19 protein-coding genes and 1 pseudogene are annotated in these 14,148 nt (G+C 63.8%); 13 read left to right on the top strand and 7 right to left on the bottom strand.

The window, feature by feature from the left end:
• Nucleotides 1–440: 440 nt before the first annotated feature.
• Nucleotides 441–1,613 (bottom strand): annotated as a pseudogene (locus tag Q0L57_RS34225) (replication endonuclease); the annotation flags it as partial.
• 1,087 nt (nt 1,614–2,700) lie between these two features.
• Here Q0L57_RS34225 and Q0L57_RS07335 point away from each other — a divergent pair.
• The 7 genes from Q0L57_RS07335 to Q0L57_RS07365 all read left to right on the top strand — a co-directional run bounded on the left by Q0L57_RS07335 (nt 2,701) and on the right by Q0L57_RS07365 (nt 5,314).
• Entirely contained in the window at nt 2,701–3,123 is a 423-nt protein-coding gene (locus Q0L57_RS07335; protein WP_296740419.1) for a hypothetical protein, read from the top strand.
• Between the two features lie 98 nt (nt 3,124–3,221).
• Nucleotides 3,222–3,563: a hypothetical protein gene (locus Q0L57_RS07340; protein WP_296740421.1), complete on the top strand. Its 342-nt coding sequence runs from the start codon at nt 3,222–3,224 to the stop codon at nt 3,561–3,563.
• A 5-nt stretch (nt 3,564–3,568) separates the two neighbouring features.
• Nucleotides 3,569–3,811 carry a hypothetical protein gene (locus Q0L57_RS07345; protein ID WP_296740425.1) on the top strand — a complete coding sequence of 81 codons (243 nt, stop codon included), beginning with the start codon at nt 3,569–3,571 and terminating at the stop codon, nt 3,809–3,811.
• Between the two features lie 95 nt (nt 3,812–3,906).
• Nucleotides 3,907–4,236, top strand: coding sequence for a hypothetical protein (locus tag Q0L57_RS07350; RefSeq protein ID WP_296740428.1), 330 nt, complete (start codon nt 3,907–3,909; stop codon nt 4,234–4,236).
• Entirely contained in the window at nt 4,233–4,487 is a 255-nt protein-coding gene (locus Q0L57_RS07355; RefSeq protein WP_296740430.1) for a hypothetical protein, read from the top strand. The genes Q0L57_RS07350 and Q0L57_RS07355 overlap by 4 nt, the downstream gene beginning before the upstream one ends.
• A gap of 113 nt (nt 4,488–4,600) precedes the next feature.
• Nucleotides 4,601–4,918 (top strand): hypothetical protein, encoded by a 318-nt coding sequence (locus Q0L57_RS07360; protein WP_296740432.1) that lies wholly within the window; start codon nt 4,601–4,603, stop codon nt 4,916–4,918.
• Nucleotides 4,919–4,963: 45 nt separating this feature from the next.
• Entirely contained in the window at nt 4,964–5,314 is a 351-nt protein-coding gene (locus tag Q0L57_RS07365) for a hypothetical protein (protein WP_296740435.1), read from the top strand.
• A gap of 141 nt (nt 5,315–5,455) precedes the next feature.
• Here the strand turns inward: Q0L57_RS07365 and Q0L57_RS07370 are convergent, their stop codons facing one another.
• Complete coding sequence (locus tag Q0L57_RS07370) at nt 5,456–5,866, bottom strand: hypothetical protein (protein WP_296740437.1); 411 nt, start codon at nt 5,864–5,866, stop codon at nt 5,456–5,458.
• Between the two features lie 18 nt (nt 5,867–5,884).
• Here Q0L57_RS07370 and Q0L57_RS07375 point away from each other — a divergent pair, with 18 nt between their 5' ends.
• The gene (locus Q0L57_RS07375) at nt 5,885–6,106 is read left to right on the top strand and encodes a hypothetical protein (protein ID WP_296740440.1); all 222 of its coding nucleotides are present in this window, start codon (nt 5,885–5,887) and stop codon (nt 6,104–6,106) included.
• Nucleotides 6,107–6,146: 40 nt separating this feature from the next.
• Here the strand turns inward: Q0L57_RS07375 and Q0L57_RS07380 are convergent, their stop codons facing one another.
• The 3 genes from Q0L57_RS07380 to Q0L57_RS07390 form a co-directional block, all read right to left on the bottom strand.
• Nucleotides 6,147–6,671 (bottom strand): hypothetical protein, encoded by a 525-nt coding sequence (locus tag Q0L57_RS07380; RefSeq protein ID WP_296740442.1) that lies wholly within the window; start codon nt 6,669–6,671, stop codon nt 6,147–6,149.
• On the bottom strand, nt 6,662–6,802 hold the full coding sequence (locus Q0L57_RS07385; protein WP_296740445.1) for a hypothetical protein: 141 nt from the start codon (nt 6,800–6,802) through the stop codon (nt 6,662–6,664). The genes Q0L57_RS07380 and Q0L57_RS07385 overlap by 10 nt, the downstream gene beginning before the upstream one ends.
• 314 nt (nt 6,803–7,116) lie before the next feature.
• Complete coding sequence (locus Q0L57_RS07390) at nt 7,117–7,680, bottom strand: hypothetical protein (protein WP_296740447.1); 564 nt, start codon at nt 7,678–7,680, stop codon at nt 7,117–7,119.
• Nucleotides 7,681–7,987: 307 nt separating this feature from the next.
• On the opposite strand from Q0L57_RS07390, the gene Q0L57_RS07395 reads away from it, so the two are divergent.
• Nucleotides 7,988–8,110, top strand: coding sequence for a hypothetical protein (locus tag Q0L57_RS07395; protein WP_296740449.1), 123 nt, complete (start codon nt 7,988–7,990; stop codon nt 8,108–8,110).
• Nucleotides 8,111–8,128: 18 nt separating this feature from the next.
• On the opposite strand, the gene Q0L57_RS07400 is transcribed toward Q0L57_RS07395, so the two are convergent.
• Both Q0L57_RS07400 and Q0L57_RS07405 read right to left on the bottom strand, forming a co-directional pair.
• Complete coding sequence (locus Q0L57_RS07400) at nt 8,129–10,243, bottom strand: DotA/TraY family protein (protein ID WP_296740451.1); 2,115 nt, start codon at nt 10,241–10,243, stop codon at nt 8,129–8,131.
• A gap of 4 nt (nt 10,244–10,247) precedes the next feature.
• Nucleotides 10,248–10,559 carry a hypothetical protein gene (locus Q0L57_RS07405; protein ID WP_296740453.1) on the bottom strand — a complete coding sequence of 104 codons (312 nt, stop codon included), beginning with the start codon at nt 10,557–10,559 and terminating at the stop codon, nt 10,248–10,250.
• Nucleotides 10,560–11,086: 527 nt separating this feature from the next.
• On the opposite strand from Q0L57_RS07405, the gene Q0L57_RS07410 reads away from it, so the two are divergent.
• From Q0L57_RS07410 to Q0L57_RS07425, 4 genes are read left to right on the top strand one after another with little or no spacing between them, the layout of a single operon-like run.
• A complete protein-coding gene (locus tag Q0L57_RS07410) occupies nt 11,087–11,332 on the top strand; it encodes a hypothetical protein (RefSeq protein WP_296740454.1) in 246 nt (81 codons plus the stop codon).
• Nucleotides 11,329–11,724, top strand: coding sequence for a hypothetical protein (locus Q0L57_RS07415; protein WP_296740456.1), 396 nt, complete (start codon nt 11,329–11,331; stop codon nt 11,722–11,724). Before Q0L57_RS07410 ends, Q0L57_RS07415 begins: the two co-directional genes overlap by 4 nt.
• A 1-nt stretch (nt 11,725) precedes the next feature.
• Nucleotides 11,726–13,615, top strand: a complete 1,890-nt coding sequence (locus Q0L57_RS07420) for a MobA/MobL family protein (RefSeq protein ID WP_296740459.1) — start codon at nt 11,726–11,728, stop codon at nt 13,613–13,615.
• Nucleotides 13,612–14,079: a hypothetical protein gene (locus tag Q0L57_RS07425; protein WP_296740461.1), complete on the top strand. Its 468-nt coding sequence runs from the start codon at nt 13,612–13,614 to the stop codon at nt 14,077–14,079. The genes Q0L57_RS07420 and Q0L57_RS07425 overlap by 4 nt, the downstream gene beginning before the upstream one ends.
• Nucleotides 14,080–14,148: the final 69 nt, after the last annotated feature.

Genomic DNA, 14,148 nt, shown 5'->3' on the forward strand with positions numbered 1-14,148 from the left:
CGCGCCGTTCTCATCTCGCGCATGGCGATGGACATGCGGGCATCCTCGACCCGGAACCAGCGCTCGTCCTCCTTCAGGGAGTTGAGCCAGAGCACGTCCCACAGTTCCAGCGGCGCCCGCTGCGAATCCAGTCCAAGGAAGCCCATGCCTCGTGCGCCCCGGAGTTTCTTCCATCCCCGGAACCGCTTCTGTTCGTCCGCGCTCGCCGGCGAGGCCTCGCCCTCGCTTCCGGAACCGCCATCGGCGGGACGCGCCTCGTATCGCGTGGAATAGCGGGCCGCGTACCGCGCCACGGACTCCGCCGTCTCCGCCTTCCCGTTCTTGCCCTTGCCCGGGGAATAGGCGGGATCGCCGTCGCCGATGACGTATGCGGCGCAGCCACGGTCCTGTCCGTCCTCCGCCAGGTTGCCCGTGTCGAAACGCCGATGAAATTCGTCGCAGACCGCCCGGGCATCCTCGACCGTCTCGCACGCGACGATGTAGTGGCGGTGCGGCGTTCCGGACTGTTGGGGCTGGACATTCCACCAGCCCGACAGCCTCACACCCTTCTCCCGCAGTAGGGCCAGGGTGCGATGGTGGTCCTCCTGAAGCTTCTCCGAAGCTTCTTCCGGCCCCAGCGCCACGTCCCATTTCGTGGCTCGCTTTTCCTCATTCGTCGCGTTGGCGACGTATTGCGGCGGGAGGGTCACGGTCAGCCAGCAGACGCTCCACCCGAGCGCCGCCCACCGCGCCAGATGCACGTCGATCAGCAACCGCTTCTTCGCGGCGTCCGCCGCCTTCGCCTTCCAGTGGAGATCGAGCATCGGAATCTGAACGGACGGATCGGACTTTTTGACAAGCCACAGCTTGCCCAAGATTTCCTCCGTCCGGAACGCCTCCGCCTCGCAGATGGCAAGGCCGTAGTCGGACAGGAAAAGTGACAGCCCGTCCGGCCCGCCGACCGCCCCCACGGCCTGCTCGACATAGAGCAGGGCCCGGCGCTGCACCTTGCGTAGCCTGCGCAATTGCCACTTCTCGCAACGGCGTTTCCGATGTTCCGGCTCTTGGTTTATCGGAGTCCCGTCCTTCATCGCCTTCGGGAACTCGGCGGCATGGCGCCGCGCCTCCTTGTCCGCCCGTTCCGCCAGCGCCGTCGGCGGCATAGCCAGGACTTCCAGCCCCAACCACTCGACCTTGGCGAGGATGGCCTTCTCCCGTTCGGCCCGCCTCACGGGCGACATCCGGGACAGGAACTCGGCGAGTTCCGGCGGCAGGAATCGGAAAACCGCATGGTGGTTCCTTGCCTCTGGCGGCAGGTCGGAGAGATGCGGCGGAAGGAACGCGACCGTCCCGGCGATGTTGCTCCCGCCCGCCTCCTCCGCGAAGAGGTCCGCGTGGTCGGCAGCGCGAACCTCTTCCGCTTTCATCAGCTCAGGCGCGGGCCTGACCGTCTCCGCCGCCCGGAACTCGCCTGCCAGTTCCCGCGCGGCATCCGCCGCCGCCTTCCGTGCCCCCGCCGCCGCCGCGATCCATCGCGGCACGGGATTCCAAGCAGCCTTGCGCGCGGCCTTGTCCGATTCCTCCGCCCGCCGGCGGGCAGCATCGAATTTCTTTTGAAGCCTTTCCCGCGCCATGCCGTCGCCGACACGCCCGAGGCGTGCAGCGTCGAAGCCGGAAAAGCCCCGATATTTCGGGCTTCCGTCAACATTTTTGGCTTGAGGGGTAAAAGGGGGCTGCTGTCTGGCTGGGGCTATGCCCAGCCGAGGGCTCACCCTTCAAGGAAGGGGGGCTTTACACGTGCATGAAGATGAGGGATTCTCATATTCGTTTCCTAGAAGCGCCGCCGAGGGTTCCAGCCCGATGACAGCGGCGCTTTTTTATTGCCAGAACATCAAGCGTTGATCGGTCGGCCGAACAGGACAACCCCTCTCTCTAATCCTTCCGTATCCGTAACGACTCCACCAAGTTCCGCGCAATCCGGCAGGGGTTCCCCTCGCACCCTCCATATCGATGCTCCGGACCTCTCGGGCGGGTCACTTGCCCCGCCCTCACGCGCTGCGCGCGCCGGTCCTCCCACATAGACATGGAGCCTCCGCGCTCGGTGACGGCGGCCAACCCTCGCCGCCCTCTGGGCGCATCCCGGTCCTGCCAAGGCAGGCCCGGGCTGTGAGAGCGTGGGTCGGGCTGTCCGCCGTCAACCCCTGCCTCGCCATCCCCGCTCGGAGCCCGGATTCAGTCCCGGGTCGCCGACAATATCCAGATCGGACGATTTTGTTAACCGTAACGACGAAAAACTCAGAAATACTCTGCAATACTTGAATCCTTGCGCCCGACTTTTTCGCGGCGACGAGTCCTTGCCGCCAAGGATTCGACCCTTCGCGAATCCTTGAGAGCGTCCTGCGAATCCTTGGTAACCTGTTGTGATTGCGCCATTTTCAGGCGATCGGACCTGACTTGACTCGGTGCCGGACATCGCCGTATGCAGATGCCAGATCCGGTGCGGGACGCATCCCTCGCCGGGCCGCTCGAAAGTTTTGTCAACAATTGATGGCATCATATGAGGGTAGTTTGGAATCATTTTTCGCATTTCGGAAAACAACGCAGATCTTTTTCAAATTGGCCTTCTGTTTTTCCTTGTGGCCGACAGAAGTAGAGCACAACATAGTACATGAGGGCGACGGGAGCGGTTCCCCGACCCCGCAGACAACAGGAGTTGAAGATATGGAACTGAAGCTAGAAAACGTCCGCATCGTTCGCGGGTACGACCTCGGCGGCGATGGCCCGCACAACTGGGCCGATGTGGTCCTTCTGGACATCAACGGCGATTCCTCGCTCGAATACTTGGACAGCGACGGAACGCTTTGCGCGGATCACGACAGCAGCCTCCGCAACTACCTGGCCCACGACGAGGCGGACGAGATCAGGGAAAGGCTAGCCAAATGGCTGGCTGGCCCCTCGCACAAGGTCAGCTGGGTGTCCGCGAACAGGCAGGGCGAGTTGGCGGGCTGGGAGGTTCCCCACGGCGGGGACATCGAGGCCGTGAAGGCGGAATGCCTTCGCGAAGTCCTCGACCAGTGCGGCACCGACGAGGACCGTAGGGGCATCCTCGCCGGCACGGTCGAAGTCACCCCCGTAGCAGCCTAATCGGAAACCGGGACCATGGTCCCGGCCTTCCCCGGAAGGCATCCGGCGATGCCTTCCGGCGAGGGCCGAAAGCCTGAGAAACCAGCGGGAGAACGAAAATGTCCACCAGTCACCTAAACGGATTCCGTCAGCAGCAACTAAGAAATGGTGTGCGTCATGCCGCTGCCGTGAACGCCGCAAGGCTTGGAGACGCATCGGTCGCGCTATCCGTCGTCATCGGCGCGGACAAGCAGCCGAAGACCTTTGTGAAGGCTCTCTTGAAGCTGGCGAAGGCTCTGCCGGATCGCGTTCCCGCTTACCGGATTGTCGGCGGACAGCTTTCTGTCCCGCTGCTCTCGTGGGGGTATCATCATGGCTTCCATAAGCCGCGCAGTGTTCGCCTGGATTGGCTCCCGAGCTGGGCCTCGAATCTGCGAAAGCGGCCTGAAACAGAGGAGTGACGAGCATGTACGCAATCATCGCAAAGCGCGAATTCTATGGCCCGGCATATGTCCGCGAACTTTTCGCCGGCGAGCAGGGGCTTCCGGAAACCTTCCCCGACGAGGCGGCGGCGAAAGCCATGGTCAGGGAGTTGGATGGCGCGGTCTATTACCTCTCGCACAACGAGAGCGACCGCCCGACCTACACGGCCCGCCGCGTGGACCGTCTCGCCCGTCGCTTCCGCGAGGAGATCGCCCGCGCGGCCTGACCACGGAAACCGGGGCCGAAAGCCCCGGCCTTCCCCCGAACGGTCGCGGGACCGTTCCGGAGAGGGCCGAAAGTCCGAAAGACAGGGGGAACGACATGAAACACTTTTGGGAAGAGTCGCCGCTCTGGCAGCGTAAGGAAGAACTTCTGGCCGAGCTTAAGAAGGCAGCGGCGGCAATGGACAAAGCCGGGCGCGAAGTCCTCACTAGCCTCCAGATGGGGTTCCTGGACAGCCTTGGCGGGCGGGAAGATCGCGCTGCTTACTTGACCGCGCATGAGGCTTGGCAGGACGCATATGTCGCGTGGAGCGATGCTCACAATGCCTACCGAGCCTCCCCGGCAGGGCAGGCAGAGCGCCGCTATTTCGCCCGCCTTCGCGCCGACCGAATCGCCAGAGAATCCGTGCCCGTCACGGAGGTCGCATGATGTCCCGCGCTCCGACTTTTGCCGACCACCGGTCAGCCCACCGCGCAGCCCGCGACACGGCGGAGCACAAGGCCGTTTGCGTGCTTGGAATGCTGGCCCGCTATGGGGGTATCCCCGAGGGCGGAGCCGCGCTCATGGACGCCTTTCGCGCCCATTGTCGCGAGTACGCCGACGCGATCGACGAGCGCGACGAGGCTGCTGCGCGCATCATGCGTTTCGAGCCTGAGGAGGGGGCAACGCCATGTCCGTAACCGTCCACGGCCGCCATCGCGGTCGCCCTTTCCGCGCGGGTTCCACGGAGGCCGCTGCGGCGGATCGCGACCGCCGCCGGCGCGAATACGCCGATCTCCGGAAACGCCTCCGGATGTCGCAGGCCGACCTCGCCGGCCTGCTGGGACTGTCGCTCTGGACGGTCAAGGTAATGCCGTGCTGGACATCGCCGACGACGGCCCCGACCGAGGCGACTCTTGCCACGATGCGCGCGGAACTCCTCCGCCGCAGCCGCGCGAAGGTCGATGAGACACGCGCTGAATTCGTCCGCCGCAGCCGCGAGCGCATCGCCGAGCTTCAGGAATGGCGGGAGATCGAGCTGGCCACCCTCGAAAGGGAGCTTGCCGAGCATATGGCCCTATGCCGTGCCGCCGAGCCGGAAGGTTTGGATGACATCGAGGATGCCGCCTAGGCCTCCTCCCTCGAAAAGTGACCGGAAAGGAGAAAGCGAGGCAGCATGAGCGAGCTGGACAGAGATATTGAAGATGCGGCCGCCGCCGTTGGCGTCACGGTACGAACCGCCACTGAAACATACGTCGGAATCGTGCCCGGCCACGGCTTCGGCTTCTATAAGAGCGAGCGAGGGTGGCTCTACGCGCGCCAAATCGCAGACGGCTCATTCGAGGCGCCGACAGGCAGGATGCACCGCGAGCAGACGGGGCAGGCGATCGCGGCGAGTGATCGCCTGGATGAACTCGCCGGGTCTGGCGTGGACACATTTCCGACTGCGGCCGAAGCGATCCGGACGACACTCAGAAACTATCTAGCCGAGGCAGGGCCAATCCGAAAGCTCAGCGATTTCGACTAGGCATCTTCCACCGAAAAGTGACTCACTAAACCAAAGGAGATTTCCATGGACAACGTTATCCGCTTCCCCGTCATCGCTCGCCCGGCTCCCGCGACCACGGCCCAGCCCGCCCCCGCCTACCTCCAGGACTGGCTGCCTTTTCTAGCTGTTGTCGAGTGCGACCATGTTGAAGCGCTGCCGATCCGTGGTCACGCCGAAAAGGAGGGTCCTGTTATCGTCTACAATCCCAAGTTTGTCGCTTTGGAAGACCTTGAGGATTGGGGGCTTGCCATGATGTGGCTGTCTCCTTGCCTGGTTCAGATCGCCGGCGCGGTCCTTGCCGAATCCGTTGAGGCGGAGGATGGAATCGGCCGTTTCCGTACCCGTCGCTGGCAAGCCTTCCGGAGGGAGGTGGTCCGGCTCATGCGACAGGATTGGAATGGGAAGGGAAGGCATTAAGACAAGATCGGCTTTTCGATAGTCGAGTCCGCTCGCTTGGGCGGCATCGACATCATGGCCGACAACATCGCCGCCAATTTGCTCATTGAGAGCGATCTGGCCGAGTACCTTCAAACCGCATAGGAGTCCGCCATGCCTCTCTCGACCACCGCTTGGACCATCTTTTTTGCCCTTGGCATCGCGCTGGCGTGGGCTGGCTACGATTTCCGCCGTCTTCGTTTTGTGCCCGACCCTGCTCACTGGTCGAACGACATCGCCTATTCGGTCATGGTCATCGGCAGGCTGCTCACGCTCCTCGCCGTCCTGCTCTTCGTTGCAGGAGAGCGGTTCGTTCAGGGCGGCTTGCATTTCTGAAAACCATAACTGGATTTCCAGTTATGCCATTCGGCCGGGGTTATCTCCCGGCCGTTCCTGTTTCGATGCGCTGCGCGTCGATGTAGCGCCACGCAGGGCCATCATAGACCCCGGTGTCGTATGCGCCGGGTTGCTCCCAGCCCTCCGGATTCCTCGCCCACCAGCCGTTATACACGTCGGCTTGGGCTCGCACCCCGAAAGGAATGCCCATGTTCCAGCCAAAGCTATCGGCGGTCGGAACGGTCAATTCCAGATCGGCGCAGCCGGCAGCGCCGGGGCGGTCGATCGTCACCATGGCGAAAGAGTCCATGTCCCGCTCGACGCGCTGCCCCGCGACGGTGATAGCCCTCACCAGCGGCGAGGGCGGCAGCTGGACCTGAGAGCGCAGCGGCCCGGCGATGCCCGCCGCGTCGAGGACTTCCGTATCCCAGCAGATCGTCAGAATGTCGCCGTCGCGATAGGTGCCTGACGGCGCGGCGAGGATCACCGGAAGCGCGAACGGCATGGACGACTGATAATGATCGCGGATGGCTTGGTCGTCGGCAGGCCGGACGGTCAGCGCCATCCTTGCGGCTGCGCTGCCGTCGCCATTCCCGTCGTCTCCGCCATCGCTTCCGGAACTGCCCTCATCGCCTCCGGAACCGTCACCGCTGCCGCCTGTTTCGCTTCCGCCTCCGGAATCGCCACCGTGGTCACCTCCGCCCCCGGCGCCTTCCTCGCCCGAGCCTCCGCCCGGGTGCCCGGTCGAGGTCGTGACAAGCCCAGCCCGCCACCGAAATATGAGTGTTGAATCCGCCGCCGTAGTGATGGTCGCCGATGTCGCGAGCGCGGTCGCGGCCATGGCCGCCAGCAAGATTTTCTTGAACATGGAATGCCCCCTGTGAATGCAGTCTAGGCTTTGATGTTGAGTCCGCCGGCGGCGTTGGACAACGAAGAAAGGGCGGTCCATCGGGCCGCCCTTTCACCTCCTTCCGGAGGACACAGGGGGCTAACCTAAGCCCCCGGAAGTTCTACCGCTGATCGACCGCGACCCTGGTAAGGCGGTGATCCGTCCCGACTGGAGGGAACGGACCTGCCAGGTTGGCAGTCCCTTTGACGCAGGGCTGGCCGTACTCCGCTAGCCACGGGTCGGAAGATATGCCGCCGCCGGGGGCAGGGCTGATAGCCAGCGACCGATACCAGCCCTCTTTGCCGTCAGGGATTGAATCGAGGGTATGCCAGCCAGTGTAGGCGTAGGCATAAGGATGGACGAGAGAGAGCGAACCCGATCGAAACGCCTTGGGGTGGGCAGCCACGAATTCGGCGGTCCAGGCCGTTTCGCATTCGATCGAGTAGCCGCCAGCAAAAGACAGGACCAGCCAGCTTTTCGGGCCGGAGTTGCTTCCCGCATCCTGCCCGCCGCCCTGTTCGCCGTTGTTGTCGGCGACTTGGGTCAGGACCGTGCTCTTGAGCCGGAACGCGAAGCGCTGTTGCCCCGCGTCAGCGTGGCCGGGATATGCCATTGCGCCGAGCGCCAGGATGCTGCCGACGAGCAGCGGCGCGGAGATTGTCGAGAGAATGGATTTCATGTTCAAGGGAGCCCCCTGCTGAAGTCAGGCCACAAGCGTGAGCCCATTCTGGGCATGGCGCAAACCGCCGGCGGAGATCGCAGCCGATGCCGACGAACCTGAAACCTACGCGGCAAACAAGCGAACCGAAAAACCTGGGCTCTTGCCCGCCGATCGCATAAAATCCTGCCTGAAGATGCCCATCCGGAAGCGTCCGGAGATCGCAAGGGGCCGTGGTTCGGCCGTTGGCCTGCACCCGCCCCAGCACCCCTTGCGATCGACGCTTCGACGGGCAGGCAATGGGCAGATTTTAACGCGGTCATAGGAGGTCAAGATGCGGCATTTTCTGAAAAGCCTCGCCAAGGGTGCCGCGATGGCACTGGCCGCGACGGCGATCGTCTACGGCGGTCTTCTGACGCTCGTCGTTTTTGCAGCGACTGGCTTCGGGGTCTTTTGATCCCGAAGCTTTCGGCCTTCATTTCCCGCCTCTCGGGGCCGTGACTCCGCCAACGTTCGGCCTTCCCTTACCACCGAAATCTCCCTGTTCCTTCGGCCCTTTCTGCCCCGGGATTCGTGGCATGTTCGGGCGGGCATGGGCGGAAATCCCGCCCACGCTTCCCGCGATCACGGTGTTACCGTGTTCCGTGTCGCCCCAGCCTTGGATTGCGGCACCGAAGTAGGCGCCGACGCGCGGGGGCAATTCGAGAATCAGGCCGAACAGCCGGAGCAGGATATGCCACTGGATGAAACACATCATGCCGAAGCCCACGACGATGCCGATGATCCCGATCGAGGCGTTTCCTTGGCTTCCGACAAAGGCGAAGTTCCAGGTCATCAGGAAGATGTTCAGAAGCACCACGGAAATCGCGTGGGAGGCGAGGAACCCGAGGACCGTGATCGGTTGCCGCAGCAGCAGCGAGAAAAGCGCATGGTAGCCGAAGCTTTGCGCCTGGTCAGCGAACTCCTGCCCGTCCATCCGGACGTGCACGAAGGCCCATAGGAGTCCCGCGATGGCGAACACGACCAGGTCCATCGCTAGAGCGCCGAGGGCGAAGATCATGAAGATGTAGGGCATCATCGGCAGCACATAGGACAGCACCGACCCTGCTACGATTGCGAGGCCGATGGCCCACCATCCAGGCACCATGACGAACTCCACGACCGCGCCGGCCGTCGAGGACCAGAAATTGGCCGCTCCTGTCGCAGCGAGGGCGATCGCGAAGGCCGTTTGTCCGCCGACCGAGAGCCTGTTGCCGATGGCGATAAGGTCGCCGACCGGATCGTTCCGCCAGCCGTCATATGCGGTCATGTAGTCAAGGACGGGATGCGAGATCGAATTGATCACGTCCGCCAAGACGGTTGCGTCGGATTCGACGGCGGCGAGATCGTCGCCGGACACGGCTAGGCGGTTTGTCTCTGCCCGGTTCTGTGAGCGGATGATGTCCATGGCGACGGCCATTTCGTTCTTGTAGCCGCCCCACGCGTCGGGATTCGGCTCCCGGTAAACAGGTCGCTCGCTCGCATACGACGACGCCTTTTCGGCGATCTTCGACATCATCCGGTAGTAGCTGCCGATGAGAGTCCAGCCGTGAGTTTTCACTCCCTCGACCAGCTTTCCGCGCGTCTCCCTGTCCTCGCTCGCGGACACCGCCGCCGCGCTGCCTGACACGGCTGCGTCATAGGCGTCGCCAATGGCATTCATCTGCTGGACGAGTCCGGGCACCAAGGCCCCCTGCGTTGTCCATTCGCGGATGTGGGAGAGGTCCGAGCTCATCGCCGGATCTCCGTAGATGCGGGCCGTTCCGCTCTGCCGGAACGAGTCCGCGAGTGGTCCGGCGGGGTCGACTGCGCGCACCTGTTCAACAAGTGTCTGCATCGCTTTCCGGCGATCTTCTCCGAAGCTGCCGAACTCCTCTGTGGTCGGCGCGGAAATCGTCAGGGAACCGCAGGCCTGCCCGTAGTTCCACGCGAATCCTGTCACGACCGCAGGAGTGCCGGCCCCGAAGGGCACCCACGATTTTTTCGCGGGCCGGACAACTGCCTCGCCACTGGCGGGCGGCAGGCGGGAAGAAGCCGTCTCGCCTGTGTACATCGCAGTCCGCTCGACTGCCTGATGATGGATGCGAGTGCAGACCTCGCCTGTCACGACCTGCCAGGCAAGCTGGCGCCCGCCCGCCGATATCGGCGTGAGGCTGTGGCCGTCTTTCACCACATGCTCGACGGATGCCACCGCGATCATGTCGGCGGAATTCGTTCCCATCATGTAGATAAGGCGTTCCAGATGATGAATTCCGGCGAGTCCGGAGCCTGTAACGGAAACGAGGAAGCCGAAGCCCGCCACGACGCGCAGCGGCGCCCATATCTGGTGCCATCGCTCGCCGAGTACTCTGCCGTGGTAAGCCGATTGAACGATGCCGATGATGACGTGCCAGCCCATAAGGAGGCTGGCAATGAAAACGAGCATCGGAATGAAGACCGATAGCCCGACCGTGAACCCGGTTGCCGTATCGACAGGCAGAAGATTCTCCGGAAGCTTCCAGGCGAGGTTGTCGGCATCGGGGATTGTAAAAAGGTCGATCGGGCCGGGCATTTTCTCACTCCCTCGAATCCGAGTCCGTCACCACCGGACTCGCCGTTTCCGAAATCGCGAACGCGGTCCCCACGAGGAGCTTTTTGTCGCGTTCGGCGACGTGCGACCGCACCAGCGCGGCGACGTAATCCGCCGTTACGTCGCCAACCTCGACCGCCTTGAGGATCATGCCGCCGAGGACGATTTTCTTCCGCGTGTCGTAGCGCCGGGCGGCCTCTTTTTCCCGTGCGAGGAGCCGATTCAGGTCCGCCTCAATCTTCGCCTTCTTCTGGCGCAGTCCCTTTTCCTTCTCACGAACTCTTTCAAAATCCAGCATCCCGAAATCTCCTTGTTTGGGAGTCCGGCGGCGGACTCCCGGAAACCTCACGGCAGAAATCCGCAGGCCAAAAATGTTGAGGTTTGCAGGCGTAGCCAGCGAAACCCTAACGCCGGGAAACCGACGCCGATTCAATAGTTTGTCGGCCTCTTGAAGATCTCAATAGCGCAAACAAACATCGTTGCAGGAAGCCGCTACGGCGGTCCCCCTGACTAAGGGCGCGATTAAGCGTTGCAAGCAACGCATCGCGCCCTTCAGGCGGGGGCCGTGAGCGGCCAAGGAGGAGCGATGAGATACTTGATGCGCGCCATGGTCTACGCGCTTGCCTTCGCATCAGGGAGCGTCCCGCTACTGGTGATGGGGGAATGGGCCGATTGGATTGTGGCGATATCCCCGGCGCTGCCATCGCCATTATTTGTTGCGCTGATGGTACTAGGCCCGCCCACAATCGCGGCAGCCTTCTATCTCTGCGCGCTCTCGGTTGATCGCAGTCTGAGAACGCGCGCCGAGTAGGGGAGGATTCAGCCGTGACCGCCACCCCGATTTTTACAATCCGCCTACACTGGCAGCGCCTTCACGGCTCGCCGCTTCTCGCCGTCCAGGCGGACGGCCTCGCCGCCGCGCAGCTTCGCCACTACGGGCGTCGCGCGGGCCTTCGCGGGGTGACGATCGATGAGGACGTGCCTGCCATGGTCGGCACGGTCGAGCAGCGGGACGCGCTGCTCTGTGAACTTGAATCCGCTGGCTATGAAATCGAGGAGGACATGCAATGAAGAAATCGAAAACCGCCGCCGCCACGCTCGCTGAGGACGATCCTTTTGGAGCGGTTGCCCTTGAGGACGACCCGTTCACCCTTCCGAGGCTCGCGCGCGATGCCGATGCCGACGAGTTCGCCGACCTGTTCGCGGACCCGTCTCCGGAGGATCGGTTGACGCTCCTCGCTGTCGCGCTTGTCGAAGATCCCTTTTCTACGACGCGCCCGGACGACGGAGAGAACCCTTTCGGCGGAGCTTCTTGCCTTGCCCGTTACGAGCGCGCCAGCGCCGCTTACCTCGCTGCCGTCCACGCCGACGACCGCGACGAAGGCGACGATGAGCGCGAGGAGATTCTTCGCCTGATTTCGCTCTACTGGCTCCGCCGCAGCAAGGCGATTTGGCTCTCCTGAAATGGCGACCTCGCTCCCGCCCGATGCCGCCATTTTCAACGCCCGCGTTTCCGTCTTCCAGCGAAGCGCGGGCCGATCCGCAGTGGCGGCCGCAGCCTACCGCAGTGCATCCCGCCTTGTGGACGAGCGTATCGGCGAGGTCTTCGACTATCGGAAAAAGAAAACCGAGGACTCCTTCATCCTCGCCCCTCCGGACGCGCCTGCGTGGGCCTACGACCGCGCGCAGCTATGGAACCGCGTCGAGGCGGCCGAGAAGCGGAAGGATGCCGTTGTCGCCCGCGAGGTGTTGATAACGATCCCGCGCGACATCCCCGAGGAGGATCGCCGCGCCTTCGCGGAGGCCACCGTTGTTCCCTACGTCGCCGCCGGCGCGGTCGTCGATGTCGCTATTCATTGCCCCGCCGATGTGTACGGTGAGGAGCAGCCGCACATCCATGCCATGATCGCGCCGCGCTGCCTGGACGCATCGCAGCAATCCGGATTCGCGAAGACCCGCAACGCCGCCCTTACCAGCATGTTCGAGTCCGGAGGCCGCCACGGCGGGGAGCGCGGCGATGCCTTGAAAGCCGAGCGCGAGCGCATCGCCTCCCTCATGAACGCCTTCCTGGAAGCCGCAGGCAGCGGGCGCCGTGCCGACCACCGTTCCAACGCCGCCCGGGGGCTCGACCGCGATCCCGAGCCGACCATGGGCGAATCTCGGCTAGCCACCGTCAAAAAGCGGAAGCGCCACGATCGCCGAACGTCCCTTGTGGCTGGCATCCGCAACACCAGGATTCTTGAAAACCAGTTGTTCGAAACCGAGGAGGAAGTCATGGCAACGAACGCGACCAGGCAGGCACGCGGAGGCATTCGCCCGCGCTCCCGCATCGACTACAAGACGAGGCTCCTGAAGGAGCGCTTTCCGGACCTCCAGAACGCTGAAGGCTGGGCGGCGGGCCTCCACTTCATTGACGCTTCCGTGCCCGGTGCTGTCCGCATCGCCACGAAGGACGGCGGCCACCTCGAAATCCGCGGCCGCCTCGCCAAGGTCTACGGCCAGCGCGGCCAGGCCGACGCCCTCGCCGCAGCCCTCCGCGCTGCCGATGATCTGGACGACATCGAACGCTTGGAGCAACTGAAGTCGCTTCGCCGCAAGGGCAACGGCGCCCGTCCTCGCCGGAACCCGGAAGAGGCGCCGCAGCTTCCTCCGGATCGCGTCGAATCCCTCGCCGATCGTTGGCGCTCCCGTGGCTATCATCAGATCACCGAGGCGCCCGATGGTGTGTGGATCACCATCGGCAAATGCCGCTTGCAGGATCTAGGCGATGAGCTCCGCATCCACGGCCCGGCCGCGTCGGACGCAGCCGTGCGCGCCATGATTTCCAAGGCCGTCGATGAGTGGGATTCCTCACTGGAGGTCTTTGGCGAACGGGCTTTCAAAGACCAGGCATGGCTTGAGGCCCAGCGCCAGGGCGTCGTGGTTTACGACCAGGACACCGGTCAACTCTACGAGCCTTCGGAGGATATCCGGAAGGCCTTCGAGGGCGACCAGCACCGCATCCGTGCTGAGCACGACGAGATGACCGCGATCCGGAATCACAAGGCCGTCGCTAGCCTGGTGCTCGAGGCCGCTGCCGGTGACGACGACGCGCTCAAGAGGCTCCGGGCCAACGATCGCGACCTCGCCGACTTCATCACCTTGCACCTTGATGACGAGCAGCGCGGCAAGTTGGTCGGGAAACCCGAGGCCGACGTAGTTGCCGCCCTCCCGGCGTTCCGTGGCTATGGAAAGACCGCGAGGGAGGCCGAGGAAGCCCGCAGGAAGGCCGAGGGCTTCCCGTCGCTCGCCGACGATATGGAGGCCCTGCCTCCCGTGCCCGGCGACGGCTACGAGGAGAGGAGGCCGAGTTGATCGAACAGGACGAACCCCACGCGCTTCGACGCTACATCAGGAACCGGGCGCACGGTCGCCCGGCCCCGGAATACCATCGCTTTGACCACGCGTTGGGCTGCTGGATCGAATCGAACGAAACCGAGGCCGACGGCCGCCTCGACGGGAAGGCCTTCCGTCAGGTGCGCCGCCCCGGCCTTCCGTGGTGCCAGTGGCTAGGCAGGGACACCCGCATTGCCGAGGACCATGCCTTGCAGGCCTACTTTGAGCTTCACGCCCGCGAGCCGCACGACTGGCAGCGCCTGTTTAAGGAAGTTACCCGCAACCGTCGCCGTGCCCTTCGCGACTGGCAACGTGAAGGCCTTGGCCTTCTTGCCCGCCTTCGCGCGCAAGAAGCCCTTGGCGCCGACGTGCTTTTTCCCAGCGACCTCGCCGAGGAGTTTCGGCCTCCCGGCAAGGGCATGCGAAGCCTTCGAAATGCGTAACCGATCGTGGCTGTGGATGGCTCGGGCGCGTCGCTGCATCCCCGAGCTATGAAGCCTTTCTCGGGCAAA

It is taken from the genome of Mesorhizobium sp. (assembly GCF_024509055.1).
In the GTDB taxonomy this organism is placed as follows: Bacteria; Pseudomonadota; Alphaproteobacteria; order Rhizobiales; family Rhizobiaceae; genus Mesorhizobium.